The sequence below is a fragment of the Streptomyces sp. NPDC093149 genome, assembly GCF_044754145.1.
Classification (GTDB): Bacteria; Actinomycetota; Actinomycetes; order Streptomycetales; family Streptomycetaceae; genus Streptomyces.
Genome location: NZ_JBIVON010000001.1, coordinates 444,772 through 471,238 on the forward strand (window position 1 = coordinate 444,772; position 26,467 = coordinate 471,238).

The 26,467-nt window shown below is 70.6% G+C and carries 27 protein-coding genes and 3 tRNA genes; 20 read left to right on the forward strand and 10 right to left on the reverse strand.

Going from position 1 to position 26,467, the window contains the following annotated elements:
* Positions 1 to 96: 96 nt before the first annotated feature.
* The 5 genes from ACIQCZ_RS02170 to ACIQCZ_RS02190 form a co-directional block, all read right to left on the reverse strand.
* Positions 97 to 1,155 (reverse strand): 2-oxoacid:ferredoxin oxidoreductase subunit beta, encoded by a 1,059-nt coding sequence (locus ACIQCZ_RS02170; protein ID WP_402278852.1) that lies wholly within the window; start codon positions 1,153 to 1,155, stop codon positions 97 to 99.
* Positions 1,148 to 3,103 (reverse strand): 2-oxoacid:acceptor oxidoreductase subunit alpha, encoded by a 1,956-nt coding sequence (locus ACIQCZ_RS02175; protein ID WP_376560851.1) that lies wholly within the window; start codon positions 3,101 to 3,103, stop codon positions 1,148 to 1,150. The genes ACIQCZ_RS02170 and ACIQCZ_RS02175 overlap by 8 nt, the downstream gene beginning before the upstream one ends.
* Positions 3,104 to 3,430: 327 nt before the next feature.
* Positions 3,431 to 4,105 carry a response regulator transcription factor gene (locus ACIQCZ_RS02180; protein ID WP_305137553.1) on the reverse strand — a complete coding sequence of 225 codons (675 nt, stop codon included), beginning with the start codon at positions 4,103 to 4,105 and terminating at the stop codon, positions 3,431 to 3,433.
* 185 nt (positions 4,106 to 4,290) lie between these two features.
* A complete protein-coding gene (locus ACIQCZ_RS02185; protein WP_402278855.1) occupies positions 4,291 to 5,646 on the reverse strand; it encodes a sensor histidine kinase in 1,356 nt (451 codons plus the stop codon).
* Between the two features lie 402 nt (positions 5,647 to 6,048).
* A complete protein-coding gene (locus ACIQCZ_RS02190; RefSeq protein WP_402278857.1) occupies positions 6,049 to 7,260 on the reverse strand; it encodes a sensor histidine kinase in 1,212 nt (403 codons plus the stop codon).
* Positions 7,261 to 7,430: 170 nt separating this feature from the next.
* Between ACIQCZ_RS02190 and ACIQCZ_RS02195 the strand changes: the two genes are divergently transcribed.
* From ACIQCZ_RS02195 to ACIQCZ_RS02265, 15 genes are all read left to right on the forward strand, one after another.
* Positions 7,431 to 7,832 (forward strand): NADH-quinone oxidoreductase subunit A, encoded by a 402-nt coding sequence (locus ACIQCZ_RS02195; RefSeq protein WP_189544080.1) that lies wholly within the window; start codon positions 7,431 to 7,433, stop codon positions 7,830 to 7,832.
* Positions 7,823 to 8,500 carry an NADH-quinone oxidoreductase subunit B gene (locus ACIQCZ_RS02200; protein WP_402278859.1) on the forward strand — a complete coding sequence of 226 codons (678 nt, stop codon included), beginning with the start codon at positions 7,823 to 7,825 and terminating at the stop codon, positions 8,498 to 8,500. Before ACIQCZ_RS02195 ends, ACIQCZ_RS02200 begins: the two co-directional genes overlap by 10 nt.
* A complete protein-coding gene (locus tag ACIQCZ_RS02205; RefSeq protein ID WP_402278861.1) occupies positions 8,497 to 9,804 on the forward strand; it encodes an NADH-quinone oxidoreductase subunit C in 1,308 nt (435 codons plus the stop codon). The genes ACIQCZ_RS02200 and ACIQCZ_RS02205 overlap by 4 nt, the downstream gene beginning before the upstream one ends.
* The gene (locus ACIQCZ_RS02210; RefSeq protein ID WP_402278863.1) at positions 9,801 to 10,769 is read left to right on the forward strand and encodes an NADH-quinone oxidoreductase subunit H; all 969 of its coding nucleotides are present in this window, start codon (positions 9,801 to 9,803) and stop codon (positions 10,767 to 10,769) included. The genes ACIQCZ_RS02205 and ACIQCZ_RS02210 overlap by 4 nt, the downstream gene beginning before the upstream one ends.
* The gene (locus ACIQCZ_RS02215) at positions 10,769 to 11,428 is read left to right on the forward strand and encodes a NuoI/complex I 23 kDa subunit family protein (protein ID WP_402278865.1); all 660 of its coding nucleotides are present in this window, start codon (positions 10,769 to 10,771) and stop codon (positions 11,426 to 11,428) included. Before ACIQCZ_RS02210 ends, ACIQCZ_RS02215 begins: the two co-directional genes overlap by 1 nt.
* A complete protein-coding gene (locus tag ACIQCZ_RS02220) occupies positions 11,425 to 11,988 on the forward strand; it encodes an NADH-quinone oxidoreductase subunit J (RefSeq protein WP_376210964.1) in 564 nt (187 codons plus the stop codon). The genes ACIQCZ_RS02215 and ACIQCZ_RS02220 overlap by 4 nt, the downstream gene beginning before the upstream one ends.
* Positions 11,988 to 12,392, forward strand: coding sequence for an NADH-quinone oxidoreductase subunit NuoK (gene nuoK, locus ACIQCZ_RS02225; protein ID WP_351085000.1), 405 nt, complete (start codon positions 11,988 to 11,990; stop codon positions 12,390 to 12,392). The genes ACIQCZ_RS02220 and nuoK overlap by 1 nt, the downstream gene beginning before the upstream one ends.
* On the forward strand, positions 12,389 to 14,389 hold the full coding sequence (locus ACIQCZ_RS02230) for an NADH-quinone oxidoreductase subunit L (protein ID WP_402278868.1): 2,001 nt from the start codon (positions 12,389 to 12,391) through the stop codon (positions 14,387 to 14,389). The genes nuoK and ACIQCZ_RS02230 overlap by 4 nt, the downstream gene beginning before the upstream one ends.
* 27 nt (positions 14,390 to 14,416) lie before the next feature.
* Positions 14,417 to 15,967 carry a NuoM family protein gene (locus ACIQCZ_RS02235; RefSeq protein ID WP_402280187.1) on the forward strand — a complete coding sequence of 517 codons (1,551 nt, stop codon included), beginning with the start codon at positions 14,417 to 14,419 and terminating at the stop codon, positions 15,965 to 15,967.
* On the forward strand, positions 15,964 to 17,568 hold the full coding sequence (locus ACIQCZ_RS02240; RefSeq protein ID WP_402278870.1) for an NADH-quinone oxidoreductase subunit N: 1,605 nt from the start codon (positions 15,964 to 15,966) through the stop codon (positions 17,566 to 17,568). Before ACIQCZ_RS02235 ends, ACIQCZ_RS02240 begins: the two co-directional genes overlap by 4 nt.
* Positions 17,569 to 17,671: 103 nt before the next feature.
* On the forward strand, positions 17,672 to 18,130 hold the full coding sequence (locus ACIQCZ_RS02245) for an MscL family protein (protein WP_402278872.1): 459 nt from the start codon (positions 17,672 to 17,674) through the stop codon (positions 18,128 to 18,130).
* 213 nt (positions 18,131 to 18,343) lie between these two features.
* Positions 18,344 to 19,207, forward strand: a complete 864-nt coding sequence (gene htpX, locus ACIQCZ_RS02250; RefSeq protein ID WP_351085008.1) for a zinc metalloprotease HtpX — start codon at positions 18,344 to 18,346, stop codon at positions 19,205 to 19,207.
* A complete protein-coding gene (locus ACIQCZ_RS02255; protein WP_376283555.1) occupies positions 19,204 to 19,596 on the forward strand; it encodes a YccF domain-containing protein in 393 nt (130 codons plus the stop codon). The genes htpX and ACIQCZ_RS02255 overlap by 4 nt, the downstream gene beginning before the upstream one ends.
* Positions 19,597 to 19,775: 179 nt before the next feature.
* Positions 19,776 to 20,333, forward strand: coding sequence for an SMI1/KNR4 family protein (locus ACIQCZ_RS02260; RefSeq protein ID WP_402278875.1), 558 nt, complete (start codon positions 19,776 to 19,778; stop codon positions 20,331 to 20,333).
* A 114-nt stretch (positions 20,334 to 20,447) separates the two neighbouring features.
* Entirely contained in the window at positions 20,448 to 20,720 is a 273-nt protein-coding gene (locus ACIQCZ_RS02265) for a GlsB/YeaQ/YmgE family stress response membrane protein (protein WP_376210982.1), read from the forward strand.
* A 6-nt stretch (positions 20,721 to 20,726) separates the two neighbouring features.
* On the opposite strand, the gene ACIQCZ_RS02270 is transcribed toward ACIQCZ_RS02265, so the two are convergent.
* The 3 genes from ACIQCZ_RS02270 to ACIQCZ_RS02280 form a co-directional block, all read right to left on the reverse strand.
* Positions 20,727 to 21,395, reverse strand: a complete 669-nt coding sequence (locus tag ACIQCZ_RS02270; protein ID WP_376210984.1) for an alpha-ketoglutarate-dependent dioxygenase AlkB — start codon at positions 21,393 to 21,395, stop codon at positions 20,727 to 20,729.
* A gap of 1 nt (position 21,396) precedes the next feature.
* A complete protein-coding gene (locus ACIQCZ_RS02275) occupies positions 21,397 to 21,906 on the reverse strand; it encodes a methylated-DNA--[protein]-cysteine S-methyltransferase (protein ID WP_402278877.1) in 510 nt (169 codons plus the stop codon).
* A 187-nt stretch (positions 21,907 to 22,093) separates the two neighbouring features.
* A complete protein-coding gene (locus tag ACIQCZ_RS02280) occupies positions 22,094 to 22,582 on the reverse strand; it encodes a YajQ family cyclic di-GMP-binding protein (protein ID WP_351085021.1) in 489 nt (162 codons plus the stop codon).
* Between the two features lie 377 nt (positions 22,583 to 22,959).
* Here ACIQCZ_RS02280 and ACIQCZ_RS02285 point away from each other — a divergent pair.
* Both ACIQCZ_RS02285 and ACIQCZ_RS02290 read left to right on the forward strand, forming a co-directional pair.
* Positions 22,960 to 23,041 (forward strand) — tRNA-Tyr (locus ACIQCZ_RS02285).
* 98 nt (positions 23,042 to 23,139) lie between these two features.
* Positions 23,140 to 23,589 carry a DUF523 domain-containing protein gene (locus ACIQCZ_RS02290; protein ID WP_402280189.1) on the forward strand — a complete coding sequence of 150 codons (450 nt, stop codon included), beginning with the start codon at positions 23,140 to 23,142 and terminating at the stop codon, positions 23,587 to 23,589.
* Positions 23,590 to 23,651: 62 nt separating this feature from the next.
* On the opposite strand, the gene ACIQCZ_RS02295 is transcribed toward ACIQCZ_RS02290, so the two are convergent.
* Both ACIQCZ_RS02295 and ACIQCZ_RS02300 read right to left on the reverse strand, forming a co-directional pair.
* On the reverse strand, positions 23,652 to 24,308 hold the full coding sequence (locus ACIQCZ_RS02295; RefSeq protein ID WP_402278879.1) for an SDR family oxidoreductase: 657 nt from the start codon (positions 24,306 to 24,308) through the stop codon (positions 23,652 to 23,654).
* A gap of 34 nt (positions 24,309 to 24,342) precedes the next feature.
* Positions 24,343 to 25,638, reverse strand: coding sequence for an amidohydrolase family protein (locus ACIQCZ_RS02300; RefSeq protein WP_402278881.1), 1,296 nt, complete (start codon positions 25,636 to 25,638; stop codon positions 24,343 to 24,345).
* A 303-nt stretch (positions 25,639 to 25,941) separates the two neighbouring features.
* Here ACIQCZ_RS02300 and ACIQCZ_RS02305 point away from each other — a divergent pair.
* The 3 genes from ACIQCZ_RS02305 to rpmG all read left to right on the forward strand — a co-directional run bounded on the left by ACIQCZ_RS02305 (position 25,942) and on the right by rpmG (position 26,386).
* Positions 25,942 to 26,014, forward strand: a tRNA-Thr gene (locus tag ACIQCZ_RS02305).
* Positions 26,015 to 26,059: 45 nt separating this feature from the next.
* A tRNA-Met gene (locus ACIQCZ_RS02310) sits at positions 26,060 to 26,132 on the forward strand.
* Positions 26,133 to 26,221: 89 nt separating this feature from the next.
* Positions 26,222 to 26,386 (forward strand): 50S ribosomal protein L33, encoded by a 165-nt coding sequence (gene rpmG / locus ACIQCZ_RS02315; RefSeq protein WP_003956487.1) that lies wholly within the window; start codon positions 26,222 to 26,224, stop codon positions 26,384 to 26,386.
* Positions 26,387 to 26,467: the final 81 nt, after the last annotated feature.

Genomic DNA, 26,467 nt, shown 5'->3' on the forward strand with positions numbered 1-26,467 from the left:
GACCGGTATCGGGGCGACCCTCCGCCTTGCGATCGCATGCACCGGACGCCGCCCGGCCCGCCCTGCGGGCGGACGACGCTACTTTCGAAACACGCCCTAGCCGACGACCGTCCAGTTGTCGTTGCCCGCGAGCAGTGCGGCCAGGTCGCCCTTGCCGTCCGACTCGACGGCGGTGTCGAGCTGTTCGGCCATCTGTGTGTCGTAGACCGGCCGGTCGACGCTGCGCAGCACCCCGATGGGGGTCTGGTGCAGGGTGTCGGGATCGGCGAGCCGGGACAGCGCGAAGGCCGTGGTGGGGCTGGCGGCGTGGGCGTCGTGGACGAGGACCTGCGAGCGGTTCTCCTCCGTGACCGTGACGACTTGGAGGTCGCCGGTGGCCGGGTCGCGGACCACACCCTTGGTGTCGTCCGTGCCGAAGAGGATCGGCCGGCCGTGCTCCAGCCGGATGACGGCGTTCTGCGCCTGGTCCTTGTCCTTGAGGATCTCGAAGGCGCCGTCGTTGAAGATGTTGCAGTTCTGGTAGATCTCCACCAGCGCCGTGCCCGGGTGGTCGGCCGCCGCGCGCAGCACGCTCGTGAGGTGCTTGCGGTCGGAGTCGATGGTGCGGGCGACGAAGGACGCCTCCGCTCCGATGGCCAGGGACACCGGGTTGAAGGGGGCGTCGAGCGAGCCCATCGGCGTCGACTTGGTGATCTTGCCGATCTCGGAGGTGGGGGAGTACTGGCCCTTGGTGAGTCCGTAGATCCGGTTGTTGAAGAGCAGGATCTTGAGGTTCACGTTGCGGCGCAGTGCGTGGATGAGGTGGTTGCCGCCGATGGACAGCGCGTCGCCGTCGCCCGTGACGACCCAGACGGACAGGTCGCGACGGGAGGAGGCGAGGCCGGTGGCGATGGCCGGGGCGCGGCCGTGGATCGAGTGCATCCCGTAGGTGTTCATGTAGTACGGGAAGCGGGAGCTGCAGCCGATGCCGGAGACGAAGACGATGTTCTCCTTCGCCAGTCCGAGTTCGGGCATGAAGCCCTGGACGGCGGCGAGGACCGCGTAGTCACCGCAGCCGGGGCACCAGCGCACCTCCTGGTCGGACTTGAAGTCCTTCATGGACCGTTTGGCCTCGGCCTTGGGCACCAGTTGGAGAAGTTCGTTGGTGTCAGGCATCGATGGCCTCCTTGAGAGCCGTCGCGAGCTGTTCGGCCTTGAACGGCATACCGTTGACCTGGTTGTAACTGTGCGCGTCGACGAGGTACTTGGCCCGGATGAGCGTGGCGAGCTGGCCCAGGTTCATCTCCGGCACGACCACCTTGTCGTAACGCTTCAGCACCTCGCCGAGATTCCTCGGGAAGGGGTTGAGGTTGCGCAGATGGGCCTGGGCGATGGGGTGCCCCGCGGCGCGCAGCCGGCGGACGGCGGCGGTGATGGGGCCGTAGGTGGAGCCCCAGCCCAGCACGAGCGTCCGTGCGTCGGCCGGGTCGTCGACGTCGAGGTCGGGGACCTCGATGCCGTCGATCTTGGCCTGGCGGGTGCGGACCATGAAGTCGTGGTTGGCGGGGTCGTAGGAGATGTTGCCGCTGCCGTCCTGCTTCTCGATGCCGCCGATGCGGTGTTCGAGGCCGGGAGTGCCGGGGATCGCCCACGGGCGGGCCAGGGTCTGCGGGTCGCGCTTGTACGGCCAGAACACCTCGGTGCCGTCGGCCAGTTCGTGGTTCGGGCCGGTGGCGAACCGGACGCGCAGATCGGGCAGTTCGTCGATCTCGGGGATCTTCCACGGCTCGGAGCCGTTGGCGAGGTAGCCGTCGGAGAGCAGGAAGACCGGGGTGCGGTAGGTCAGCGCGATCCGGGCGGCGTCGAGCGCGGCGTCGAAGCAGTCCGCCGGGGTCTTCGGGGCGACGATCGGGACCGGGGCCTCGCCGTTGCGCCCGTACATCGCCTGGAGCAGGTCGGCCTGCTCGGTCTTGGTGGGCAGGCCGGTGGACGGGCCGCCGCGCTGGATGTCGACGACGATCAGCGGCAGTTCGAGGGAGACGGCGAGCCCGATGGTCTCCGACTTCAGGGCCACACCCGGCCCGGAGGTCGTCGTCACCGCGAGGGACCCGCCGAACGCGGCGCCCAGCGCGGCACCGATGCCGGCGATCTCGTCCTCGGCCTGGAAGGTGCGTACACCGAAGTTCTTGTGCTTGCTGAGCTCGTGCAGGATGTCGGAGGCCGGGGTGATCGGGTACGAGCCCAGGTAGAGCGGCAGATCCGCCTGCCGGCCCGCGGCGATCAGGCCGTAGGACAGCGCCAGGTTCCCGGAGATGTTGCGGTACGTGCCGGTCGGGAAGGTGTGGGAGGCGGGCGCCACCTCGTAGCTGACCGCGAAGTCCTCCGTCGTCTCCCCGAAGTTCCACCCGGCCCGGAACGCGGTCACGTTCGCCTCGGCGATCTGCGGCTTCTTCGCGAACTTGGCGCGAAGAAACGCCTCGGTTCCCTCGGTCGGCCGGTGGTACATCCAGGAGAGCAGCCCGAGCGCGAACATGTTCTTCGAGCGCTCGGCCTCCTTGCGGGAGAGCCCGAACTCCTTCAGCGCCTCGATCGTCAGCGTGGTCAGCGGCACCGGGTGGACGTTGTACGCCTCCAGTGAGCCGTCCTCCAGGGGACTGGTCTCATAGCCGACCTTCGCCATCGGGCGTTTGGTGAATTCATCGGTGTTGACGATGATTTCGGCGCCGCGCGGCACATCGCCGAGATTCGCCCTGAGGGCGGCAGGGTTCATCGCGACCAGGACGTTCGGGGCGTCGCCCGGCGTCAGGATGTCGTGATCGGCGAAATGCAGCTGGAACGAGGAAACCCCCGGCAGGGTGCCTGCGGGGGCGCGGATCTCGGCGGGGAAATTCGGCAGCGTGGAAAGATCGTTCCCGAAGGAAGCGGTCTCCGAGGTGAACCGGTCACCCGTGAGCTGCATACCGTCACCGGAGTCACCCGCGAAACGGATGATCACCCGGTCCAGACGGCGGATCTCCTTCTCGCCGGCGCCCGCGTGACCGGGGCGGGGGGCACGCTGTCCCCCGACGAGCGCCTCGCTGGCCTCATCGGCCTGTTCGGCTGGGCTACTGACCTGGCTGGTCACTGAACTGGACCTCCCTCGGGGCGGCGGCTCGGGACCGGCCGGCCCGCCGGCGGTCCCAAGGCCCACCCTACGTCGGTAAGGGTCGCCTTCCCTGGACCGATCATATGGTGGACGTTGTTTTGAGACGCGATTTGATAGCGATTTGTCATATTTTGCAAGCCCCCCAGCCGTTCGACGAAGACGCTGTGCACTCATTCTTTGGTTCTAGGACCCGGGGCGCTCTCCGGTGGTCGGGATCCCGGTCACCGCGGTGGCCGGCGCCGGTCCCCGCGGTGACCTCGGTGATTCGCGCGACCCCCATCAGATATCTGACAGGGTGTCAGCTCCTCAGGAGTTCAGATAGGTCAACACCGCCAGCACCCGACGGTGATCCCCGTCACTGGGCGACAGGCCCAGCTTCAGGAAGATATTGCTGACGTGCTTCTCCACGGCGCCGTCGCTCACCACCAGCTGCCGGGCCACCGCGGAGTTCGTCCGCCCCTCCGCCATCAGGCCGAGCACCTCGCGCTCGCGCGGCGTCAGCCCGGCCAGGACGTCCTGCTTACGGCTGCGGCCCAGCAGCTGCGCCACCACCTCCGGGTCCAGCGCCGTGCCGCCCTGTGCCACCCGGACCACGGCGTCCACGAACTCCCGGACCTCGGCGACCCGGTCCTTGAGCAGATACCCCACACCCCGGCTGGACCCGGCCAGCAGCTCGGTCGCGTACTGCTCCTCGACGTACTGCGAAAGGACCAGCACCCCGATCCCGGGATAGTCCTTGCGCAGCCGTACGGCCGCCCGCACGCCCTCGTCGGTGTGGGTCGGCGGCATCCGCACGTCGGCGACCACCACATCGGGCAGCGCGTCCTGTCCGGCGAGGTCGTGCACCGTCTTGATCAGCGCCTCGGCGTCCCCCACCCCGGCGACGACGTCATGCCCGAGATCGGTCAGCAGCCGGGTGAGCCCCTCCCGGAGCAGTACCGAATCCTCGGCGATGACTACCCGCACCCTGTCCTCCACCATGACGCTGTTTCCCCCACTGTTCGCTGGTTCTGCCCGTACCGGCTTCCAGCATCCCAGTATCGACAGCGCGATGTCCCCGGTCGCCGTACCGGCTCGGAGTCGAGCCGGTACGGCGACCGGGGACGAGGCGCAGTGAAAACCGCTGCGACCTGGGGTTTTCCCGTCACGTCACCATGCGGGTGTGCTCAGCCGCGCCACGGCAGCTCGGCCGTGATCCGCGTCGGACCGCCCTGCGGCGAATCCACGACGAGGACGCCGTCCACCGCCTCCAGCCGCTCGGCCAGACCGGCCAGTCCGCTCCCGGACGACACGTCGGCGCCGCCGCGCCCGTTGTCGACGACCTGGACCAGCAGTCGGCCCGCGGCCCGCCACACATCGACCGACGCATGGGTCGCGCGGGCGTGCTTGCTCACGTTCTGCAGCAGCTCGGAGACGGTGAAGTACGCGATGCCCTCGATGGCCTGGGCGGGCCGGGACGCCAGATCCACCTCGACCGTCACGGGGACGGTGCAGCGGGAGGCGATGGCGGAGAGTGCGGCGTCGAGTCCGCGGTCGGTGAGGACGGCGGGGTGGATGCCGCGGGCGAGGTCGCGGAGTTCCTGGAGGGCGACCTTGACCTCGCCGTGGGCCTCGTCGACCATGCGGGCGGCGGCCTCGGGGTCGTCGGTCAGCTTCTCCTTCGCGAGGCCGAGGTCCATGGCGAGGGCGACGAGGCGGGCCTGTGCGCCGTCGTGCAGGTCGCGCTCGATGCGGCGCAGGTCGGCGGCGGCGGTGTCGACGACCACCCCGCGGTCCGACTCCAGCTCCGAGACGCGCGTCGCCAGCCGGGACGGCCCGAGCAGCCCGGTCACCATCAGCCGGTCCACGCTCGTCAGGCCACGGATGATCCACGGGGTGACGAGGACGACCACCAGACCGCACACGCTGGTCGCGGCCAGCTCGAAGGGGGAGTCGAGGTAGATCCGCCGGTGGTCGTCGCCGTACAGCTGGATGCCGCCGGCCCCGATGGTCGCCGGGAAGATCCATTGCCACAGCGGGTAGGTGAAGGTGGCCCACCCGCACGACCAGAAGGTCAGCGAGACGACGAAGGCGAAGACCGCCCACGGGAAGTGCAGCAGCGCGTAGAGCAGATGCCGCCAGGAGACCCCGCTCTTCAGGACCGCGCCCACCCAGGGCATCAGCCCGCCGGTCCTGCCCCGCGCCGGTGCCGGGTCCGCCACGTCCAGCCCGAGCAGCCCGCGCGCACGGGCCCGCTCCAGCGCGCCGAACCCCCGGCACATGGCCAGCGTGCCGGCCAGGATCGGGATGCCGAGAAAGGTGATCAGCATGCCGGCGCTCAAGGACGTCAGGGCGATCGAGAGGCTGAACAGCACCGTGCTGATCGGCAGGCTCAGCAGGAGATAGCCGAACTCGCGCCAGGTCCTGCCCTCCAGCGGCGCGCGCAGCGCGGCGGGAAGGACGTGCTTCACCGGGGGTCGGTCCCCGAAACCGGCTCCGGACCGCTGGTGGTCCCGAGTGTCCGGTCCATATGCCGTGGCCATGGGTGCTGTCCGTTTCTTCTCGGCGGTCTGGGATGCGGTCGAGGGTTCGTGTTCCGGGTTTCCCCGGGGTCCCGGGGATCCGGCGTTCCGGGGCGGTGGCCGGCGCCCCGGTGATTCCGGGGCTCCGGCCGCTCCATCAAGGGTGCTGGGTCCCGGGCCGGCGCACCATGAGGGCGGTATCCGTCTTCGACCGGGGGTTTTCCCCACCTGGCGAGGACGGCCGGGGGTGTCCGTCCCGGAGAGCTTGCCGGATCGGGCGGGATCGTGCCGCGCCGGGGCGGGGATGCGGCGGCCCCGGGCCGGCCGGGATCGGCACAGGTCAGGGGCACGGGTCGGTCAGGCACGATCCCGCCGGTCCAAACGGGATCGGGTGGGCCCGGGACGGGCCGGGCCCACCCGGCCTCACGGCCGCCCGGCCGCCCGGGGGCGGTTCGGCGCCTTCTCCGCCTCCCGGTCCCGCCAGGGCAGCTCCGCGGTGACCGTAGTGGGCCCACCGACCGGTGAGTCGAGGACGAACAGCCCGTCGACGGCGCCCAGCCGTTCGGCCAGCCCGGCCATGCCCGTACCGCCGTCCATCCGGGCGCCGCCCCGCCCGTCGTCGGTGACCTGGACCAGCAGTCGGTCCCCGGCCCGCCACACCTCGACGGACGCCGAACGGGCGGCGCTGTGCTTGCTCACGTTCTGCAGCAGCTCGGAGACGGTGAAGTACGCGATGCCCTCGATGGCCTGGGCGGGCCGGGACGCCAGATCCACCCCCACCGTCACGGGGACGGTGCAGCGGGAGGCGATGGCGGAGAGTGCGGCGTCGAGTCCGCGGTCGGTGAGGACGGCGGGGTGGATGCCGCGGGCGAGGTCGCGGAGTTCCTGGAGGGCGACCTTGACCTCGCCGTGGGCCTCGTCGACCATGCGGGCGGCGGCCTCGGGGTCGTCGGTCAGCTTCTCCTTCGCGAGGCCGAGGCCCATGGCGAGGGCGACGAGGCGGGCCTGTGCGCCGTCGTGCAGGTCGCGCTCGATGCGGCGCAGGTCGGCGGCGGCGGTGTCGACGACCACCCCGCGGTCCGACTCCAGCTCGGCGATCCTGCGCTCCAGCTCGTCGGAGGGCGACAGCAGCCCGCGCACCATCGCCCGGTCGGCATTGGCGAGGAACCGCGCGATGAAGGGGAGCACCGGCCACAGCAGGAAGAGGCTCACAAGGACCACGACGAACGTGAGTACGCCCCAGGGCAGCCGGATGAAGGAGTACAGCACCGCCCGCCAGCCCACCGGGTCCATCAGGCTCGACCAGAGCCAGGGAAAGAAGCCCTGCTCGCGGCGGGACAGGACCGTCGGGCTGGGCTCGTCGACCCACACCCCGAGCATGGCCCGAGCCCGGCCCCGCTCGGCCCGGCCGATCAGCCGCGCTCCCTGCAGTCCGGCGGCGAGCAGAGGGAGACCGATCACCGTGACCGCAAGCCCCACGCCGACGCCGAGCATGAAAACTGTGTAAACAAACCCGGCCAGCGCCATGGGAAGGTCGGCGAGGAGATGGCCGATCTCCTTCCATGTCCACCGATCGAGGGCGAAGCGGGCGGGCGGTGGCCGGTCGTTGTCGGGCACCAGGGGGCTCATGGTCATACGCCCCAGCCTGCCGGGCGGCGCCCGCGCATGCCATGGGGCCCGTGGGTGGCGTGAAGTAGGGATAACCCCACCCGTTGTCCGATGCGGCTGCTTACCCTCCCTTTAACAGGGCCTAGACTCCCGTGCGTACAGATCGTCGAACAGGTTCGAGGGAGCGAGGGACGGACGTGGCTGATCTGCCGGAATCGACCGTTCTCGCGTCGGACTACTTCCACGGCTATTCCGTGGTCGGACTGCTCGCCGTGATCGGTGTGCTGTTCGTCGCGGTGGCCTTCGGGGCCGGCCGGCTGCTGCGCCCCGTGGTTCCCACGCCGGAGAAACTCCTGACGTACGAGTGCGGCGTGGACCCGGTGGGTGAAGGATGGGCACATACCCAGGTCCGTTATTACGTCTATGCCTTCCTGTACGTGATCTTCGCCGTCGACTCGATCTTCCTGTTTCCGTGGGCGACCGTATTCGCCGCTCCCGGATACGGGGCGACGACTCTGGTGGAAATGTTCATCTTCCTCGGTTTCCTGGCCGTAGGACTGCTCTACGCATGGAAGAAGGGCGTCCTCGAATGGACGTGACGAGCCCGCCGCCCCCCGAGCACCGCCCCGCAGCGCGATCGGGGACGGAGCCGGTTCCCGGGGCGGGGCCCGAACCGCAGCCCGTTCCGACGTTCCTGCCGGAGCCCAAGCGGCTCGGCGTCCTGTCGCGCCTGGCCCCGGAGCCGATGAAGGTGGTCCTGAACTGGGGCCGCCGCTACAGCCTCTGGGTCTTCAACTTCGGGCTCGCCTGCTGCGCCATCGAATTCATCGCCGCCTCCATGGCCCGGCACGACTTCATCCGGCTCGGTGTGATCCCCTTCGCGCCCGGTCCGCGCCAGGCCGACCTCATGATCGTTTCCGGCACGGTGACGGACAAGATGGCCCCGGCCGTGAAGCGGCTGTACGAGCAGATGCCCGAGCCCAAGTACGTCATCTCCTTCGGCGCCTGCTCCAACTGCGGCGGTCCGTACTGGGACTCGTACTCCGTGACGAAGGGCGTCGACCAGATCATTCCGGTCGATGTCTACGTACCCGGCTGCCCGCCCCGGCCCGAGGCGCTCCTCCAGGGCATCCTCAAGCTTCAGGAGAAGATCGCCCGCGAGTCGCTGGGCGAGCGCTACACGTCGGGCGGCGGCCGTCCCTCCACCGCCGCACTGCGCAGCGGCCTGGTGGCCGCCCCGCCGACACCGGGGGAGGACCGCACATGACCGACGCCTCTGCCGGCGACGCCTACGACCGCCTCCCGGATGCCGCGGCCGAGTTCTTCGGGGAAGGAGCGACGGCCGAGTCCGCGTACGACCTGCTGACCGTCGACGTCCCGGCCGCCTCCTGGACCGCCGCCCTCGAAACGGCCCGCGACACGCTGGGCTGCACCTATTTCGACTGGCTGAGCGCGGTCGACGAGCCGGGTACGGGCTTTCGCGTCTGCGTCCACGTCGCCGCCCTGGCCGAGGGCAGGGTCCGTCGGCTCCTGATCCGTACGACCGTCGCGTACGACGCGGCGGTCCTCCCCACCGCCATCGACGTCTACGCGGGCGCCGCCTGGCACGAGCGCGAGACGCACGAGATGTTCGGCATCGGTTTCGAGGGGCACCCGCATCTGGTGCCGCTGCTGCTGCCCGAGGGCTTCGAGGGCCATCCGCTGCGCAAGGACTTCGTGCTGGCGGCACGTGTCGCGAAGGCCTGGCCGGGTGCGAAGGAGCCGGGCGAGTCGGAGCACGGCGGCCCGAAGCGGCGCACGATGCTGCCGCCCGGCGTCCCCGACCCGAACGAATGGGGCCCCCTGAAGGGCCAGCTCCCGCCCGCCCCGTCCCGTCCGGCCCGTACCCCGCGCGCCGCGGGTGACCGCCCGGTGCGCCGCGCTCGCAGTGTGAGCGAGGGCTCGGCGAGCCAGCAGCCGGAGTCGGCGGCGTCGGCGTCGGCGGCCGGGGCCGCGCCTCCCGCAGCCCCGCGCCGTGCCCGGAGCGCGTCGCAGGGCTCGGCGAGCCAGCGGCCCGGGCCGGAGAAGCCGGCCACGACCGGACCGGCCACGACCGGACAGGCCGCATCCGGGACGACACCCATGGGACCGACCTCGGACCAGGCGGCCCGGGACCAGGCGGCCCGGGACCAGGTGGGTCCGGGCGAGGCAGGTCCGAGCGGGCCGGCCCCGGAGCCGTCGCGGAAGAAGCCGACGCCGAAGTCGGGAAGCGGCGACGCCCCCTGGCACCACGCCCGCCCGGCCTACGACGCCACCCCCGAGCCCGAACCGTCCGCTGCCGACGTGTCCGAGCCGGAACCGTCCGCTGCCGACGCGTCCGAGCCCGAACCGTCTACTGCGGACGTCTCCGAGCCCGAACCGTCCGCTGCGGACGTGTCCGAGCCCGAACCGTTCTCCACCGACGCCCCCGAACCCGAGCCGCCCTCCACGGGTGCCCGCGACGAGACGGCTCCCGACCAGCCCACCACCCCGGCCCCGGACCCCACGTCCGAGCCGCATCCCGACCGTCCTTCCGGAGGCGATGGCGCGTGAACGACGTACTCGACGTCGCCCTCCGGCTCGTCATCGTCTTCGCCGTGTTCATGGTCCTCCCGCTCGTCGTGGGGCAGACCGAGCACAAGGTGATGGCCCATATGCAGGGCCGTCTGGGACCCATGTACGCGGGCGGCTTCCACGGCTGGGCCCAGCTCGTCGCGGACGGCGTGAAGTTCGCGCAGAAGGAGGACATCGTCCCGGCCGAGGCCGACCGCCGTGTCTTCCAGCTCGCACCGGCCGTCGCCCTGCTTCCGTACCTCCTCGTGCTCGTCGCCATCCCGATCGGCCCCGGCGAGGGCGCGGTCGGACAGGTCGTCGACGCGGGCATCTTCTTCGTGCTCGCCGTGATGGGCGTCGGAGTGCTGGGCTCGCTGATGGCGGGCTGGGCCTCGGCCAACAAGTTCTCCCTCCTCGGGGGCCTGCGTACCGCCGCCCAGCTGCTCGCCTACGAACTGCCGATGCTGCTCGCCGCCGCATCCGTGGCCATGGCGGCCGGCACCGTCTCCCTCCCCGGCATCCTCGACGCCTTCGAGTGGTGGTGGCTGCCCTGGCAGATCGTCGGCGCCCTGGTCTTCTTCGTGGCCGGGCTCGCCGAGCTGCAGCGCCCGCCGTTCGACATGCCGGTCGCCGACTCGGAGATCATCTTCGGCGCGTACACCGAGTACACCGGCCTGCGCTTCGCGCTGTTCCTGCTGGCCGAGTACGCGGGCATCGTCGTCCTGTGCGCACTGACCACCGTCCTCTACCTCGGTGGCTGGCACGGCCCCTTCGGCGCCGGCGGCCTCGGCTGGGTCTGGACGCTCCTCAAGATCGCGGTCCTCGCCTTCGTCGTCATCTGGCTGCGCGTGAGCTATCCCCGGCTCCGCGAGGACCAGCTGCAGAAGCTCGCCTGGACCACCCTCATTCCGCTCGCTCTCGCGCAGATCGCGCTCACCGGCATCGTGAAGGTGGCGATGAACTGATGGCCGAGTCGCTCCCGACCTCCCGGCCCCGCATCCCCGGCTCCGGCCTGGCCAAGGGCCTGGCCGTCACCCTGCGGACCATGACGAGGAAGACGGTCACCGCGCAGTACCCGGACGTCCAGCCCGAGCTCCCGCCCCGCTCCCGCGGCGTCATCGCCCTGTTCGAGGAGAACTGCACGGTCTGCATGCTCTGCGCCCGTGAATGCCCGGACTGGTGCATCTACATCGACTCCCACAAGGAGACGGTGCCCGCCGCCACGCCGGGCGGCCGCGAACGCAGCCGCAATGTCCTCGACCGTTTCGCGATCGACTTCTCGCTCTGCATGTACTGCGGTATCTGTATCGAGGTGTGTCCCTTCGACGCACTGTTCTGGTCGCCGGAGTTCGAGTACGCGGAGACGGACATCCTCGAACTCACCCATGAGCGCGACAAGCTCCGCGAGTGGATGTGGACGGTGCCGGAACCGCCCGCGCTCGACCCGGGCGCGGAGGAGCCGAAGGAGATCGCCGCCGCCCGCAAGACGGCGGAGAAGCTCGAAGCCCAGCGGATCAAGGAAGCCGAACAGGCACAGCAGGCACAGGAAGCCGAACAGGCACAGCAGGCACAGGAAGCCCAGCAGTCCCAGCAGGTCCCGACGGAAGAAGAGGGGGAGGAGTGACACTCGCAGCCGCCGCGGCCCACTCCGCCCACTCCGGCTTCCTCTCACCGACCGGCATCGAGATCGCTTTCGTCCTCGTCGGCATCGCCACCCTCGGCGCGGCCCTCGTCACCGTCACGACCAAGCAACTGGTGCACGCCGCCCTCTGGCTGGTCGTGGCGCTCGGTGGTCTCGCCGTCGAGTACCTCCTGCTCACCGCGGAGTTCATCGCCTGGGTGCAGGTACTGATCTATGTCGGTTCCGTGGTCGTCCTCCTGCTCTTCGGACTGATGCTCACCAAGGCCCCCATCGGTCGCTCCCCGGATGCCGACTCCGGCAACCGCTGGGCCGCCCTCGGCGTGGCGGCGGCCGCCGCCGGCACGCTCGTCTGGGTCGTCGTCGACGCCTTCCGCACCACCTGGATCGACCTGGACGGACCGGCCCGGGGCTCCACCGAGGCGACCGGTTCCTTCCTCTTCCGGCACTGGGTGCTGCCGTTCGAAGCACTCTCCGTCCTGCTGCTCGCCGCCCTCGTCGGCGCGATCGTCCTGTCCCGCAAGCGCGGTAAGGAGCAGAGCTGATGCACCTCGCCTATCCCGCCGTGCTCGCCGCCCTCCTTTTCTGCACCGGGCTGTACGGAGTGCTCGCCCGCCGCAACGCGATCCTGGTCCTGATGTCCGTCGAGCTGATGCTCAACGCCGTCAACCTCAACCTGGTCGCCTTCGACGTCTGGCTCCGCGACACCCTCCACTCCGGCCAGGCCCTCACGCTGTTCACCATCGCCATCGCCGCTGCGGAGATCGGCATCGGCCTGTCGATCGTCCTCGCCGTCCACCGCAACCGCGGCACCTCCGACGTCGACCGCCTCCGAGACACCGCCGAGACCGACGCCGCCGAATCCCTCCCCGGCGACGAGGCCATCGGCACCGAAGACCAGGCCACTGCTGCGGCAGGGAAGGCAAAGAAGGCAGAGGCCACCGCGTGACCACCACGACCCTCGCCGTCCTCGTCCCCCTCCTTCCGTTCCTGGGCGCCGCGGCCGGTCTCCTTCTCGGACGCCGCGCGCCCGGCTACGTACGCCCCCTGGCCGTACTGCCCACGCTCACCGCCTTCGTGCTCACCGCCGTCATCGCCTCCCGCCAGGGCGGCGGACGGGCCATCGACGCGGCGACCCGGCTCACCCCCACCGGCTCGGTCCCCATCGACCTCGCCCTGCACCTCGACGGCTTCGCCGTTCTCGTCGCCGTCCTGGTGGGGCTCGTCGCGACCTGCGTGCAGATCTACTCGACCGCCTACCTGCGCGACGACCCCCGCTACCCCTCGTACGCGGCCCTCGTCTCCCTCTTCACCTCCGCGATGCTGCTCGTCGTCTACTCCGGCGACCTGATGGTGCTGCTGGTCGGCTGGGAGATCATGGGCATCTGCTCGTACTTCCTCGTCGGCCACTACTGGGAGACGGCCGAAGCCCGCGCCGCCTCCCTCAAGGCCTTCCTGGTCACCAAGCTCGGCGACGTCCCCTTCCTGATCGGCCTGTTCGCGCTCGCCGCGGACACCAGCTCGTTCCGCATCACCCGCATCCTGGGCGCCGTCGCGAACGGCGGCCTGGACCACCCCACGCTCATCGCCCTGCTGCTCCTCGCGGGCGTCGCCGGCAAGTCCGCCCAGTTCCCCCTGCACACCTGGCTGCCCGACGCGATGGCCGGCCCCACCCCCGTCTCCGCGCTGATCCACGCCGCGACGATGGTCGCCGCCGGCATCTACTTCGTGGCCCGGCTCCTGCCCGTCTTCGCCCAGTCCGGCGCGGCCCTCGTCGTCCTCGCCGTGATGGCGGCGATCACGATGATCGGCTCGGGACTCGCCGCCCTCGCCCAGGACGACATCAAGCGCGTCCTCGCGTACTCGACGATCGGCCAGCTCGGCTACATGTCCGGCGCCCTCGCCGTCGGCGACCGCGGCGCCGCCGTCTTCCACCTCCTGTCCCACGGTGCGTTCAAGGCCGTCCTCTTCCTCGCGGCGGGTGTCGTCATCCACGCCGCCGGGACCAACTCACTGGCCGCCATGTCCCGCATGGGCGGCCTGGCGAAGCGCATCCCGGACGCCTGCTGGACGATGACCGTCGCCCTTCTCGCGCTCGCCGCCATCCCGCCGTTCGCCGGCTTCTTCTCCAAGGAAGCCGTCCTCGTCGCCGCCGAGCACACCGCACTCGGGGACCGGCACGTCGCCCCGGCCGCCGCCGGCTGGACCGTCCTCGTCGCCGGGCTGCTCGCCGCCGTCCTCACCGCCGCCTACGCCACCCGCCTCTGGCTCCTCGCCTTCCGGGGCCGCGGCGCCGAAGCCCCCGATCACGGCAGGCAGCCCGTCGCGATGACCGCCGTCCTCTGGGTCCTCGCCGTCCCCACCATCGCCTTCGGACTGACCGTCGGGGCGATCACCGACTGGTTCGACGGGCACAGCCTCAGCCCGTCCCTGACCACCGCCGTCCTCTCCACGGGCGTCGGGCTCGCCGGCGGCCTCGTCACGTACGGTGCCTGGCGCCACACCTCGGCACTCGCCGCCCGCACCCCGGCGGGCACGGTCGTCGCCCACCCCGACGCCGAACCCGCCCTCCTCGAAGCCCAGGCGATGACCGCCCACACAGCCGCCTACGGCGCGGACGGAGAGGTCCCCGACCCGGCCGATCCGGGCCGCCTGCTGCTCGGCCCGCTGCACCGCCACGCCGCCGCCGGCTTCCACCTCGACGCCGTGTACACGACGCTGTTCGTCCGCCCCGTACGGGCCGCGGCGAGTCTCGTCAGCTTCCTGGACCGCGAGGTCATCGACACGTACGTACGCGGCTCCGGCACCGGCGCCCGCTGGCTCGGCACCGCCGTCCGCCGCGCCCAGACCGGCAATGTGCAGACCTACCTCAGCGCACTCCTCGCCGGTTCCCTGGTCCTGGCGGTCGCCGCCGTCGTCTTCGCCACCATCAACGCCGGGTCGTGAGCCGTGATCGATATCAGCGCATCCGTGATGCAGTTCCTTCTCGCGTTCATCGTGGTCGCCCCCCTCGTCGGCGCCGTGGCCGCGCTCCTGCCGGCCCCGCCCGGACTGAAGGGATCCAGCCCCGACCAGGCCGTGCTCCGCCACGGTGTGACCGTCACCGGCGCGATCCTTCTCGCCACGATCGTGCTGGCCGCGGGCTTCGACCACGACCATCCGTCGAAGATGCAGGCCACCACCGACATCAGCTGGATCCCGGCGCTCGACGTCCGCATCCATCTCGGCATCGACGGCATCTCGCTCCCCCTTCTCGTGCTGACCGCGCTGCTGACCTTCCTCTGCGCGCTCTACAGCTACTTCAAAATGCCCGCGGGCCCCTCCCCGAAGGCCTTCGTCGCACTCGTCCTCCTCCTGGAGTCCGGCACCCTCGCGACCTTCGCCGTCCTCGACCTGCTGCTGTTCTTCCTGGCGTTCGAGATGGTGCTCATCCCGATGTACTTCCTCATCGCCCGCTGGGGCGGTGCCGCGAGGCAGGCCGCCGCCTGGAAGTTCATCCTCTACACACTGCTCGGCTCGGTGATCATGCTGCTGGGCCTGCTCCTCATCGGACTGAAGAGCGGCACCTTCGACATGGTGGCACTCGCCACTGACAACGGCCGGGGCCTCACCTCGTCCGTGCAGGTCATCGCCGTTCTGGCGATCGGTGTCGGGCTCGCCGTGAAGACCCCGATGTGGCCGCTGCACAGCTGGCTCCCGGACGCCCACACCGCCGCCCCGACCGTCGGCTCGGTCCTGCTGGCGGGCGTCCTGCTGAAGATGGGCACGTACGGATTCGTCCGTATCCTGCTCCCCATCGCCCCGGACGGGATGCACACCTTCGCGCCCTACCTCGCCGCCTTCGCGGTCGTCGGCATCGTCTACGGATCGCTCGCCTGCCTCGCGCTGGTCCGGCCGGGCTCCAAGGGCGATCTCAAGCGTCTGATCGCCTACTCCTCCGTCGGACACATGGGCTTCGTGCTCCTCGGCATCGCGAGCATGACCCCCACCGGGGTCAACGGCGCGCTCTTCGCGAACATCGCCCACGGCCTCATCACCGGCCTGCTGTTCTTCCTGGTGGGCGCGGTCAAGGAGCGGTACGGCACCGCAGACCTCGACACCCTCTCCGGCGCCACCGGGGCCGCGCTCTACGGCCGCGCGCCCCGCCTCGGCGGCCTCCTCGCCTTCGCCGCCGTCGCCTCCCTTGGCCTGCCCGGACTGGCCGGTTTCTGGGGCGAGATGCTCGCCCTGTTCGGCTCGTTCCACCCGGCCGAGGGGCTCAGCCGCCCCGCCTTCCTGACCTTCATGTCGATCGCCGCGTTCGGCACCCTGCTCACCGCCGCGTACATGCTCCTGGTCGTGCGCCGGGTCTGCATGGGCGAGAAGCGCGAGGAAGCGCACCGGATCGCCGACATCCGGAGCTATGAATTCGCCGCCTGGACCCCGCTCGTCGCCCTCACCGTCCTCGCCGGTCTGTGGCCCGCCGTCCTCCTCGGCCTCACCGACCCCGCCGTGCAGAAGCTCCTCGCAGGAGGCAAGTCGTGACCACAGCCGTCGTCACCCCGGGCGTCGTCACCACAGCGGCCGAGAACACCACCAGCCTCGTCCAGTCCGTCGACTGGCTCGCCATCGCGCCCCCGGTCGTCGTCGCGGCCGTCGCCCTGATCGTCCTGGTCGCCGACCTCTTCCTCCCCGAGGAGCGCAAGCCGCTCCTCGGGTGGGTCACCATGGCCGGACTCGTCGCCGCACTCGCCTTCCTCGTCCCGCTGCGCGACGGGGACCGCTCCACCTTCTGCCTGACCGCCGCGACCACCGCCACCGGTGGCCCCGGTGCCTGCAGCTACACCGCCGACCACTTCGCCCTCGTCATCCAGGCCCTGGTGCTCGGCGGCGCCCTGCTGACCGCCCTGCTCTCCCTCGGCGACACACGCAGGCTCCCCGCCGGCGAGTTCTGGTTCCTCCTGCTGTCCTCGGCGTCGGGCGCGGCACTCCTGCCCGCCGCCCGCGACCTCGCCACCCTCGTGGTCGCCCTCGAAGTCGCCTCGCTGCCCGCCTTCGCCCTGGTCGGCATGAAGCGCGGCGACCGGCGGTCCTCCGAAGCCGCGCTGAAGTTCTTCCTCTCCTCCGTCGTCGCGACCGCCGTCATGCTGCTCGGCGTCAGCTTCGTGTACGCGACCACCGGCACCCTGCACCTCACGGAGCTCGCCACCCGGCTCGACGACGTGCCGGGGCAGCTCGACACCCTCGCCAAGGCGGGCGTCGTCCTCACCCTGGTCGGCTTCGCCTTCAAGACGGCCGCCGCGCCCTTCCATTTCTGGGTGCCCGACACCTATGTCGGCGCCCCCCTGCCGGTCGCCGCCTACCTCTCGGTCGTCGGGAAGGCGGTCGGCTTCTCCGGCCTCATCCTCGTCGGCGTGATCGCGTTCCCGGCGTACGCCGACGTCTGGGGGCCGGCCCTCGCCGTCCTCGCCGCGCTCACCATGACGATCGGCAACGTGGCCGCCCTGCGCCAGAACGCCACCCGCGTCCGCAGCGCCGTACGCCTGCTCGCCTGGTCGTCCGTCGCGCAGGCCGGCTACCTCCTGGTGCCGATCGCCGCCGCCGCGTACTCCAGTGACGAACACATCGGCTCCACCGTCGCGTACGCCCTCATGTACGCCGTCGTGAACCTCGGCGCCTTCGCGGTCGCCGCGCTCGTCGCCCGCACGAACGCGGGGAACCGGCTCTCCGACTACCGCGGCCTGTACGCCACCCGCCCCCTCGCCGCCCTCGCGATGGCCTTCTTCCTGCTCTGCCTGGCCGGCCTGCCGCCCGGCATCGTCGGCCTCTTCGCCAAGGTCACGGTTTTCTCCGCGGCCGTCGACGCGGGACTCGGCTGGCTCGCCGTCGTCATGGCCGTCAACGTCGTGATCGCGCTCTACTACTACCTGCAGTGGACCGCCGCGCTCTTCCGGTCCCCGGAGGAGGTCCCGGAGGGCGGAGCCGTACCCGTGGCGGAAGGCGGACCCGCGGGCGCCGCCGTTCCCGCCGGGCACCGCGCCCCGGCCCACCTCACCCTCGCGATCGCCCTCACCGCAGTCGTCGGCGTGCTGCTCTCCGGCGCCCCGCAGACGGTCCTCAGGTTCGCCGCCGTCAATCTCTTCTGACTCTTCCGACGTTCCCAAGATCGGTTTGCCCGGCACCGCCCGCACAGGGCAAGGTCATGCCCGCACATCCCCACACGCACCCATTCCCAGAGGAGCAAGAGCAGTGCTGAACGGGTTCAAGGACTTCATCCTGCGCGGAAACGTCATCTCCATGGCCATCGGGCTGGCCGTGGGAGCCGCGTTCACCGCAGTCGTCACCGGATTCAGCACCGCCTTCATCACGCCGCTGATCGGGCTCGCCACCGGCTCCGTCGGCGACTTCAGCTCGGCGGAGTTCTCGATCGAGGGCGCCATCTTCCCGTACGGGAAGTTCCTGGCCGCCGCCATCGCCTTCCTGATCACCGCAGCGGTGCTCTACTTCGGCGTCGTCGTTCCCATGACGAAGGTCCAGAGCCGCTTCTCCAAGGCGGACGAGAAGGTCGACATCAAGGCCGCCCTGCGCGACTGCCCCCGCTGCTACACCGAGATCCCGGCCATCGCCTCGCGCTGCGCCCACTGCACCAGTGAGATCAAGCCGGACCCCGAGGCCCTCGCGATCGCCGGCCTCCCCGCCCAGCGCTGACCCACCGGGCACGGACCGTCGCACGCGGCCCCTCCACTCGTACGGCCCAGAGCCTGATCCGGCCACATGTGCCGGACAGGCCCGGCCCCACGGCCGCACGCACAAGGGAACTAGCTCTCCTCGCCTGGCGTTGACCTGTACGGGAGGCTCCACTGGGGGAGTGGAGACCACCAAGCAAAGGGTTCCCCTGCCGCACCACTTGGAGGGCGTACCGTGCACCGCCGGCACAACGGGCTGAAAACCGCCGTACTCCTCGGGGGACTGTCCGCACTCATCATCGTCATCGGAAGCTTCTTCGGACGTACGGGCCTGATCGTCGCGCTCCTCGTAGCCGTCGGCACCAACGCCTACGCGTACTGGAACAGCGACAAACTGGCACTCAGGGCCATGCGGGCCCGCCCCGTCAGCGAGTTCGAGGCGCCACAGCTCTACCGCATGGTCCGCGAGCTCTCGACAGCGGCCCGCCAGCCCATGCCCCGCCTCTACATCTCCCCGACGCAGGCCCCCAACGCCTTCGCCACCGGCCGCAACCCGCGCAACGCGGCGGTCTGCTGCACCGAGGGCATCCTGCAGATCCTGGACGAGCGGGAGCTGCGCGGAGTCATCGGGCACGAGCTGAGCCATGTCTACAACCGCGACATCCTGATCTCGTCCGTCGCCGGAGCACTCGCCTCCGTCGTCATGTTCCTGGTCAACTTCGCCTGGCTGATCCCGGTGGGCCGGTCCAACGACGACGAGGGCCCCGGCATCCTGGGCATGCTGCTGATCATGATCCTCGGACCACTGGCCGCGTCCGTCATCCAGCTGGCCGTGAGCCGTTCCCGCGAATACGAGGCGGACGCCTCGGGAGCCCAGCTGACCGGCGACCCACTGGCCCTCGCCAGCGCCCTGCGGAAACTCGACGCCGGCACGAAACAGCTCCCGCTGCCCCCGGAGCCGAGGATCGAGACCGCGAGCCACATGATGATCGCGAACCCCTTCCGTCCCGGCCAGGGCATGTCCAAGATGTTCTCGACACACCCGCCGATGGCGGAGCGCATCGCCCGACTCGAGCAGATGGCAGGTCATCGTCCGTGAAGACAATCCTGAATGTCATATGGCTGGTCCTGTGCGGCTTCTGGATGTTCCTCGGCTACATGGCCGCAGGCCTCCTGCTGTGCATCACGATCATCGGCATCCCGTTCGGCCTCGCGGCCTTCCGTATCGGCGTCTACGCGCTGTGGCCCTTCGGCTACACCGTCGTCGACCGCCGGGACGCGGGCGCGCCCTCCTGCGCGGGCAACGTCCTGTGGCTGATCCTCGCGGGCTGGTGGCTCGCCCTCGGACACATCACCACCGGCATCGCACTGTGCATCACGATCATCGGCATCCCGCTCGGCATCGCCAATTTCAAGATGATCCCCGTCTCCCTGATGCCCTTCGGCAAGGAGATCGTCCGGACGGACCAGCAGTTCGCCGGCTGGTAGGACACCGGCTGGTAGGACACCGGCTGGTAGGACACCGGTATCCGTCGACGGGAGAGATGCCGACGGGAGAAGGGCCGGGACGGGACCCCGGCGCCGGTGCGGACGCCGCGCGCGCCGCCGGGAGCCGCACGCGCCGACGGCCCCGGCCGATTGTCAGTGCCGTCGTTCACCATGAACCCATGACCGACACCGAGCAGTTGCTGGCAGTCGCGGAGAAGACCGCGCGCACCACCCCGCGCTGGGATAAGAACCCCCTTCCGGCGCCCCTGTCCACCGAGGCCGTCGCGCGTGCCGAAGCCGTCCTGGGGTTCACGCTGCCGCCCTTGCTCACCGCGCTGTACACCCGGATCGCCAACGGGGGCTTCGGGCCGGAGTACGGTCTGCTCCCGCTGATCGGCGACCGTGCCGCGGACGGGGAGGAGTCCGCCGTCGCGCAGTACCTCGCCCACCGCCGAGCCGCGGCCGAGGAGGACGGCCGGCCGTGGCCCGAGGGCGTCCTGCCGATATGCAGCCTGGGATGCGGGATGTATTCCTGCGTCGACTGCCGCAGCGAACGCACCACGGTGCTGCTCTTCGAGCCGAACGCCGACGAGCCGGAGCGCGCCTGGTACGTGGATCAGCCCGATCTCGCCCAGTGGCTGCGCGGCTGGCTGGACGGCACCGCGTGGTACTGCGAGGAGTCCGAGGATGAAGGGGCAGAGATGGCGCCCTGGCCGGATTTCAGCGCCCGCGTATGACCCGCGGGCGGGCGGGACACGGCCCGCCCGCCGGCCGCGACCGCCCGTTCGCAACCGTCCGACCGGCAGGAACGTCTTGGATTCCAAGACCGAGTGACGGGTAGGTTCGCACGCATGAGCATTATTGGTTGGATCATTCTCGGACTGCTTGCCGGCGCCATCGCCAAGATCCTGCTCCCGGGACGCGACCCGGGCGGCCTGGTCGGCACCACCCTCATCGGGATCATCGGTGCCTTCCTCGGCGGCTGGATATCCTCGCGTTTCCTCGACCGCCCCATCTCCAACGACTTCTACGACACGGCCACCTGGGTCGCGGCCATCGGCGGTTCGCTGGTCCTGCTGATCCTCTACCGGCTGCTCTTCGGGAACTCCCGCGAACGCCGCTGACGCCCGTCAGCGCCCAGGAGCACCCAGCCCGGTCTCGCGCAGGGTCAGATTGAGCCGGCCACGACTCAGTCCCGTCGCCGGATCGGCCGTCCCGGGGTAGACCTTCGGTACACCGTGGAACGCGAAGCGTGAGGGTCCGCCGAAGACGAACAGGTCGCCGGAGGCCAATTCCACGTCCGTGTAGGGCCTTCCCCGGTTCTCGGTGTTCCCGAAGCGGAAGACGCATGTGTCGCCGACGCTGAGCGACACCACCGGAGCGCCGGACCGCTCCTCCTTGTCCTGGTGCATGCCCATCCGGGCCGTGCCGTCGTAGAAGTTGATGAGGGCGGTGTCCGGCGCGTACGTCCGCACCGGGCCCTCGCCCCCGTACGCCTCCCGCAGGGCCTCCCGTCCCAACTCCGCGAGCCACTCGGGCAATTCGGCGACCCGTGCCCCGTTCACGTCGTCGGCCGTACGTGAGTACCGGTACGGCTGCCAGTGCCACCCCAGGCAGACCGTCTGTACGGACATCACCCCGCCACCCGGCAGCACGGTGTGCCGCAGGGGCACGGGCCCCCGCGCCCATTCCCGGCAGGCCGCCACCAGCTCCCGTTGGCGCTGCGGCGACAGCCACTCGGGCACATGCACGGCCCCCGGCGCGACGACGGCCCGAGGCCTCGGGAAGAGCCCGGACATGTCAGCGCACCGCCAGGGCGCCTTCCAGCCCCAGAAGCTGTTCCTTGCGCCCCACGCCCCCCGCGTAACCCCGCAGCATCCCGTCGGAGCCGATCACCCGATGGCACGGCCGTACGACCAGCAGGGGATTGCGCCCGATCGCCGTACCCACGGCACGCATGCCCGCCCCCGGCGTACCGATCCGTTCGGCGATCTGTCCGTACGACACGGTCTCCCCGTACGGGACCGTGTCCAGGGCGGCCCAGACGCGTCGCTGGAAATCGGTGCCGAGTCCGTCCGCGAGGACGATGTCGAAACGGGTCAGCCGTCCCTCGAAGTACTCCCGGAGCTGTGCGGCGATCCCGGCGAAAACCTCCGGTGCGTGAACCCACCCGTCCTGGACGACCGCAGCGCCCTTCTGGCCGGGAAGCGAGAGCGAGGTGAGAGCGACCCCGCCGGCCGCGCCGGGGGCTTCCTCGCCGACCAGCAGCAGTTCACCCAGCGGGCTGTCGACCGTTGCGTACATGGTCATGACTCGTCCCTCTCCTTGTCCGTCACGGCCGGAAATCGACAGGATCGTCGTCCGGTACGGACAAGTCTGCGTCCCCCGCTCCGACGCGACCGGCGGTATTCGGACATCACATCCCGGGTGCGGGGCGGAGCGGCGCATCCCGCACCGCGCCACCCCGCGCCCGGAAGGCCCGCGACCTGCCGAGGACCTACCGGTAGTTCACGAACTGCAGGGCGAAGTCGAAGTCCTTGCCCTTCAGCAGCGCCTGCACGGCCTGCAGATCGTCCCGGCTCTTCGAGCTGACCCGGAGCTCGTCGCCCTGGACCTGCGCCTTGACGCCCTTCGGGCCCTCGTCGCGGATGGTCTTCGCCACCTTCTTGGCGTTCTCCTGGGAGATGCCCTCCTCGATCGTGGCGAAGATCTTGTACTCCTTGCCGGACAGCTGCGGCTCGCCCGCGTCCAGCGACTTCAGCGAGATGCCGCGCTTGATCAGCTTGGACTGGAAGATGTCGAGGATCGCCTTGACCCGCTCCTCGCCGTTGGCCTCCATGAGGATCTTCTCGCCGGACCAGGAGATCGAGGCGCCGGTGCCCTTGAAGTCGTAACGCTGCGAGATTTCCTTGGCGGCCTGGTTGAGGGCGTTGTCGACCTCCTGCCGCTCGACCTTCGAGACGATGTCGAAACTGGAGTCGGCCATGACGTGTGGCTCCTTGTATCGGGGGTGCTGGGAACGGGGTGCAATACGGGCGGCGGCGGGCCTGCCGGCCCCGCGTCGCCGATCAAAGCCTAAGGGCTGTCCCGTGGTCCCCGGCGGGCGTGCGACGACAGCCACGACAGTCCGCCACGTCGCCGTATCGCCCGAATGCGCCCGGCGCGAAGGCGCCCGTCGGCCCGCGACCCGGCGGGCCGACGCCGCGCACCGGTCCACCAGGGAACACAGGAACAGCCCTCGGTCACCCGCGCCCGATCGGGTCGCTGATCAATCCAGTGGCGGAGCACCCCTGGGCATCGGGTATCGTTTACGTCGTTGCCAAGGAGCACCGCCGAAAAGCGGTTCTCATGGCGACAATCCCTGGCGGTGTGCCCGAGTGGCCAAAGGGAGCAGACTGTAAATCTGCCGGCTCAGCCTACCCAGGTTCGAACCCTGGCGCCGCCACATGGAAAGGCCCCTGTCCTAGGACGGGGGCCTTCTTTGTGTCTGCCGCGAGGAGTGTTCCTGCGGCGAGGGCCGTTTCTGCCGGGAGGGTCATGAACATGGAACCTGTGCTGGTCAGCGCCTGTCTGCACGGTGTGCCCTGCCGCTTCGACGGCCGCGCCAAGACCTCCGCCGCCGTGGCCGGGTCCCTCGGGGACCGACGTCCCGTCGTCTTCTGCCCCGAGGTCGCCGCCGGACTGCCCACCCCGCGTCGCCCCGCCGAGATCGTCGGGGGCGACGGGCACGACGTCCTCGACGGCCGCGCCCGCGTCGTCGACGACACCGGGCACGACGTCACGGACCAGTTCGTGGACGGCGCCCGGCGCGCACTGGAGGCCGCCCGGCGGGCCGGGTGCACCGAGGCGCTGCTGATGGCCCGCAGCCCTTCCTGCGGGCGCGGCAGCGTCTATGACGGCACGTTCGCGGGCGAGCTCCGCGAGGGCGACGGCGTCACCGCCGCCCTGCTGGAGCGCCACGGCATCACGGTCCGCCCGGCGCCGGGCGGCTGAACCGAAGGGGCGGGCCGTCGGCCGGGGCGAGGCGCGCGGCCTCGGAGAGCCGAATCAACGGCTCAGTTCCCCGCCACGTCCTTCACCGCGACCGCCACCGGCACACTCCCCGAGACGAGCTCCAGCGTGAGGCCCGCCGTCGCCGGCGTCTCCAGCAGTTCCACCAGCGCCGCCGCCACGTCGTCGCGCGGCACCGGTCCACGGCCCGCCGAAGCGGCCAGGAGGACCGTTCCCGTGCCCGCGTCGTTCGTCAGCATCCCGGGACGCAGGATCGTCCAGTCGAGCGCGCTCCGGGAGCGCACATACGCGTCCGCGGCGCCCTTCGCCCGCAGATACGCGTCGAAGACCTCGTCCCCCGGGTGGTCGGGATCGGCGCCCATCGACGAGACCACGACGTAGCGCCGTACGCCCGCCCGTTCCGCCGCGTCCGCGAACAGCACGGCCGCACCGCGATCCACCGTCTCCTTGCGTGCCGCGCCACTGTCCGGGCCCGCGCCGGCCGCGAAGACCGCCGCGTCGGCGCCGCGCAGCACCTGGGCCACCTCTTCGACGGAGGCGGATTCCAGATCCAGGACGACCGGTTCGGCGCCTGCCGCCCGGACGTCCTGGCTCTGTTCCGGATTACGGATGACGCCGACGGCCTCGTACCCGCCCGCGGCGAGCAGCCGCTCCAGCCGAAGCGCGATCTGACCATGTCCACCTGCGATGACAATGCGCATGCTCACGACCGTACGCCGCCGCGGGCCACCGTGCTCAGGGCCCGCCGCAGGGGCCGGAACCCGGCCGGCCCTGGCGCGGCAGGCCGAGGGCGACGACGGTCTCCGAGTCGCAGTACTCGCGCACCGCGCTCGTCCGTGCCACCACCCGGCCGCGGTGCACCACGACCCGGCTGTAGGCGAGCGACAGCGCGCCCGAGAGCTGCTCCCCGCGCACGGCGAGGAGCTCGGCGGGGAAGCCCGCCTCGACCCGGACCTCGGGCAGCCCCATCGCCCTCCTGGCGGCCGAGGACACCGCCTCGTAGGCCTCGTCGGCGCGCAAGCCGCTCTGTGAGGCCAGCAGGTAGGCCGCCTCCAGCGGGTCCCCGCGGCCCACCGGGTTCGCGACATCCCGCAGCGCCCCGCTGCCCGCCGCGACCCGGACGCCGGCCGCGCGCAGCAGCCGTACGGGCGCGGTGCCCCGGCCCTCGACCCCGCTGCAGCCGCCCTGGGGGAGACAGATCACCGTCACCCCGGCGGCGGCGAGCTGGTCGGCGGCTCGTGCCGAGGACTGCGAAGGGAGCAGGGAGAGACCGGCGCACGGACCGATGGAGACGCCCGGCCGCAGCCCGCCGGACATGGCGGCCAGTCGGCCGAGCCGGGCCGGATCGTCACCGTCCGTGTGCAGATCGACGGGGCAGCCCTGTTCGGCGGCGATCTCCAGGACGGCTTCCACGTACCCCGCCGGGTCCGGATCGAGGTCGGGGCAGCCGCCGACCGCGCCGACCCCCATCTTCACCGCCTCACGCAGCATGGCGAGATTGTCGGCGCCCGCGACGCCGGTGAGCAGCCGAGGCACGGCGACGGGGGTCAGTTCGGCCAGTCCGCGCAGCGAATCGCGGGCCCGCAGCACCGCTTCCAGGGAGGCGAGGCCCTGGACGGAGCCGATCCGTACGTGCGCGCGCAGCGCGGTGGCGCCGTGGCCGAGCTGCAGCAGGGCGGCCTCGGTGGCGCGGCGCTGGATGTCCTCGGGGCGGTGCGACACGGGGCCCGGGGTGTCGGGACCCGTACCGCCGGCGGTGAGCGCGGTGTCGCTGTGGGCGTGCGGTTCGGCGGGGGCGGGGAGCAGCAGATGACCGCGCAGGTCCACCCGCGGGCCGGGGGTGGTCAGGCTGCCCGCGGTCCCGACGGCCTCGATGCGTCCGCCACCGAGCCGTACGTCCACGACGCGGCCGTCGGTGAGCCGGGCGCCGCAGAGCACCAGGGTGCCGGTCTCGGCGGTGTCGGGGCTGCTGGTCGCATCGGCCGCGTCGGCGGTGTGGTCGTCCGGCTGCCACGGCTGGCTGTCGGGCATCGCGCTCCTGGGAAGGGGGACAAGATCACGCAGAGTGAGACGAGCCTAGGGGCGTGTTCGGTCCGGTTCGAGGAGGAGCGAAATAGTCGTACCGGTGTGGCCCCCGAGAGGGATCCGGGGCACGGGTGTGCTGCTGGGGCCGAAGCGGTCCATGTGGTCGCCGAGGCGCTGCTCAAGCCGCTGATGGGCGGGCGGGAAAGCGGCCGGTCAAGGGATCGGCCGGGTGCCGGTCACGGTCGCCGGACGGGGCTCCGAAACGGATTTGGGCGATCGGCGACCAACCGTGTAATGTCTTCATCGCTCGCCCCAATAGCTCAGTCGGTAGAGCGTCTCCATGGTAAGGAGAAGGTCTGCGGTTCGATTCCGCATTGGGGCTCTGGTGATCGGGAAACCCCGCTTCGGCGGGGGGACTCTTCATCAAAGCGGTGTAGCTCAGTCGGTAGAGCAAGCGGCTCATAATCGCTGTGTCACCGGTTCAAGTCCGGTCACCGCTACTTACGGTAGCCGATTGTGGGGTCGGTCCTTCGATCGGCTACTCTTTTTTGCGTTCATCCGTCCATCCGTCCGTCCAAGGAGCACTCACGTGGCTGCCACCGACGTCCGCCCGAAGATCACGCTGGCCTGCGTGGAGTGCAAGGAGCGGAACTACATCACCAAGAAGAACCGGCGTAACAACCCGGACCGTCTTGAGATGAAGAAGCACTGCCCGCGCTGCAACTCGCACACGGCGCACCGCGAAACGCGCTGAAAAAGGCTCGTACACGAGGCCGTCCCCACCGGGGGCGGCCTCGTGTCGTTGTATGGGGCTGTCCCTCGGTCTTTTCATCTT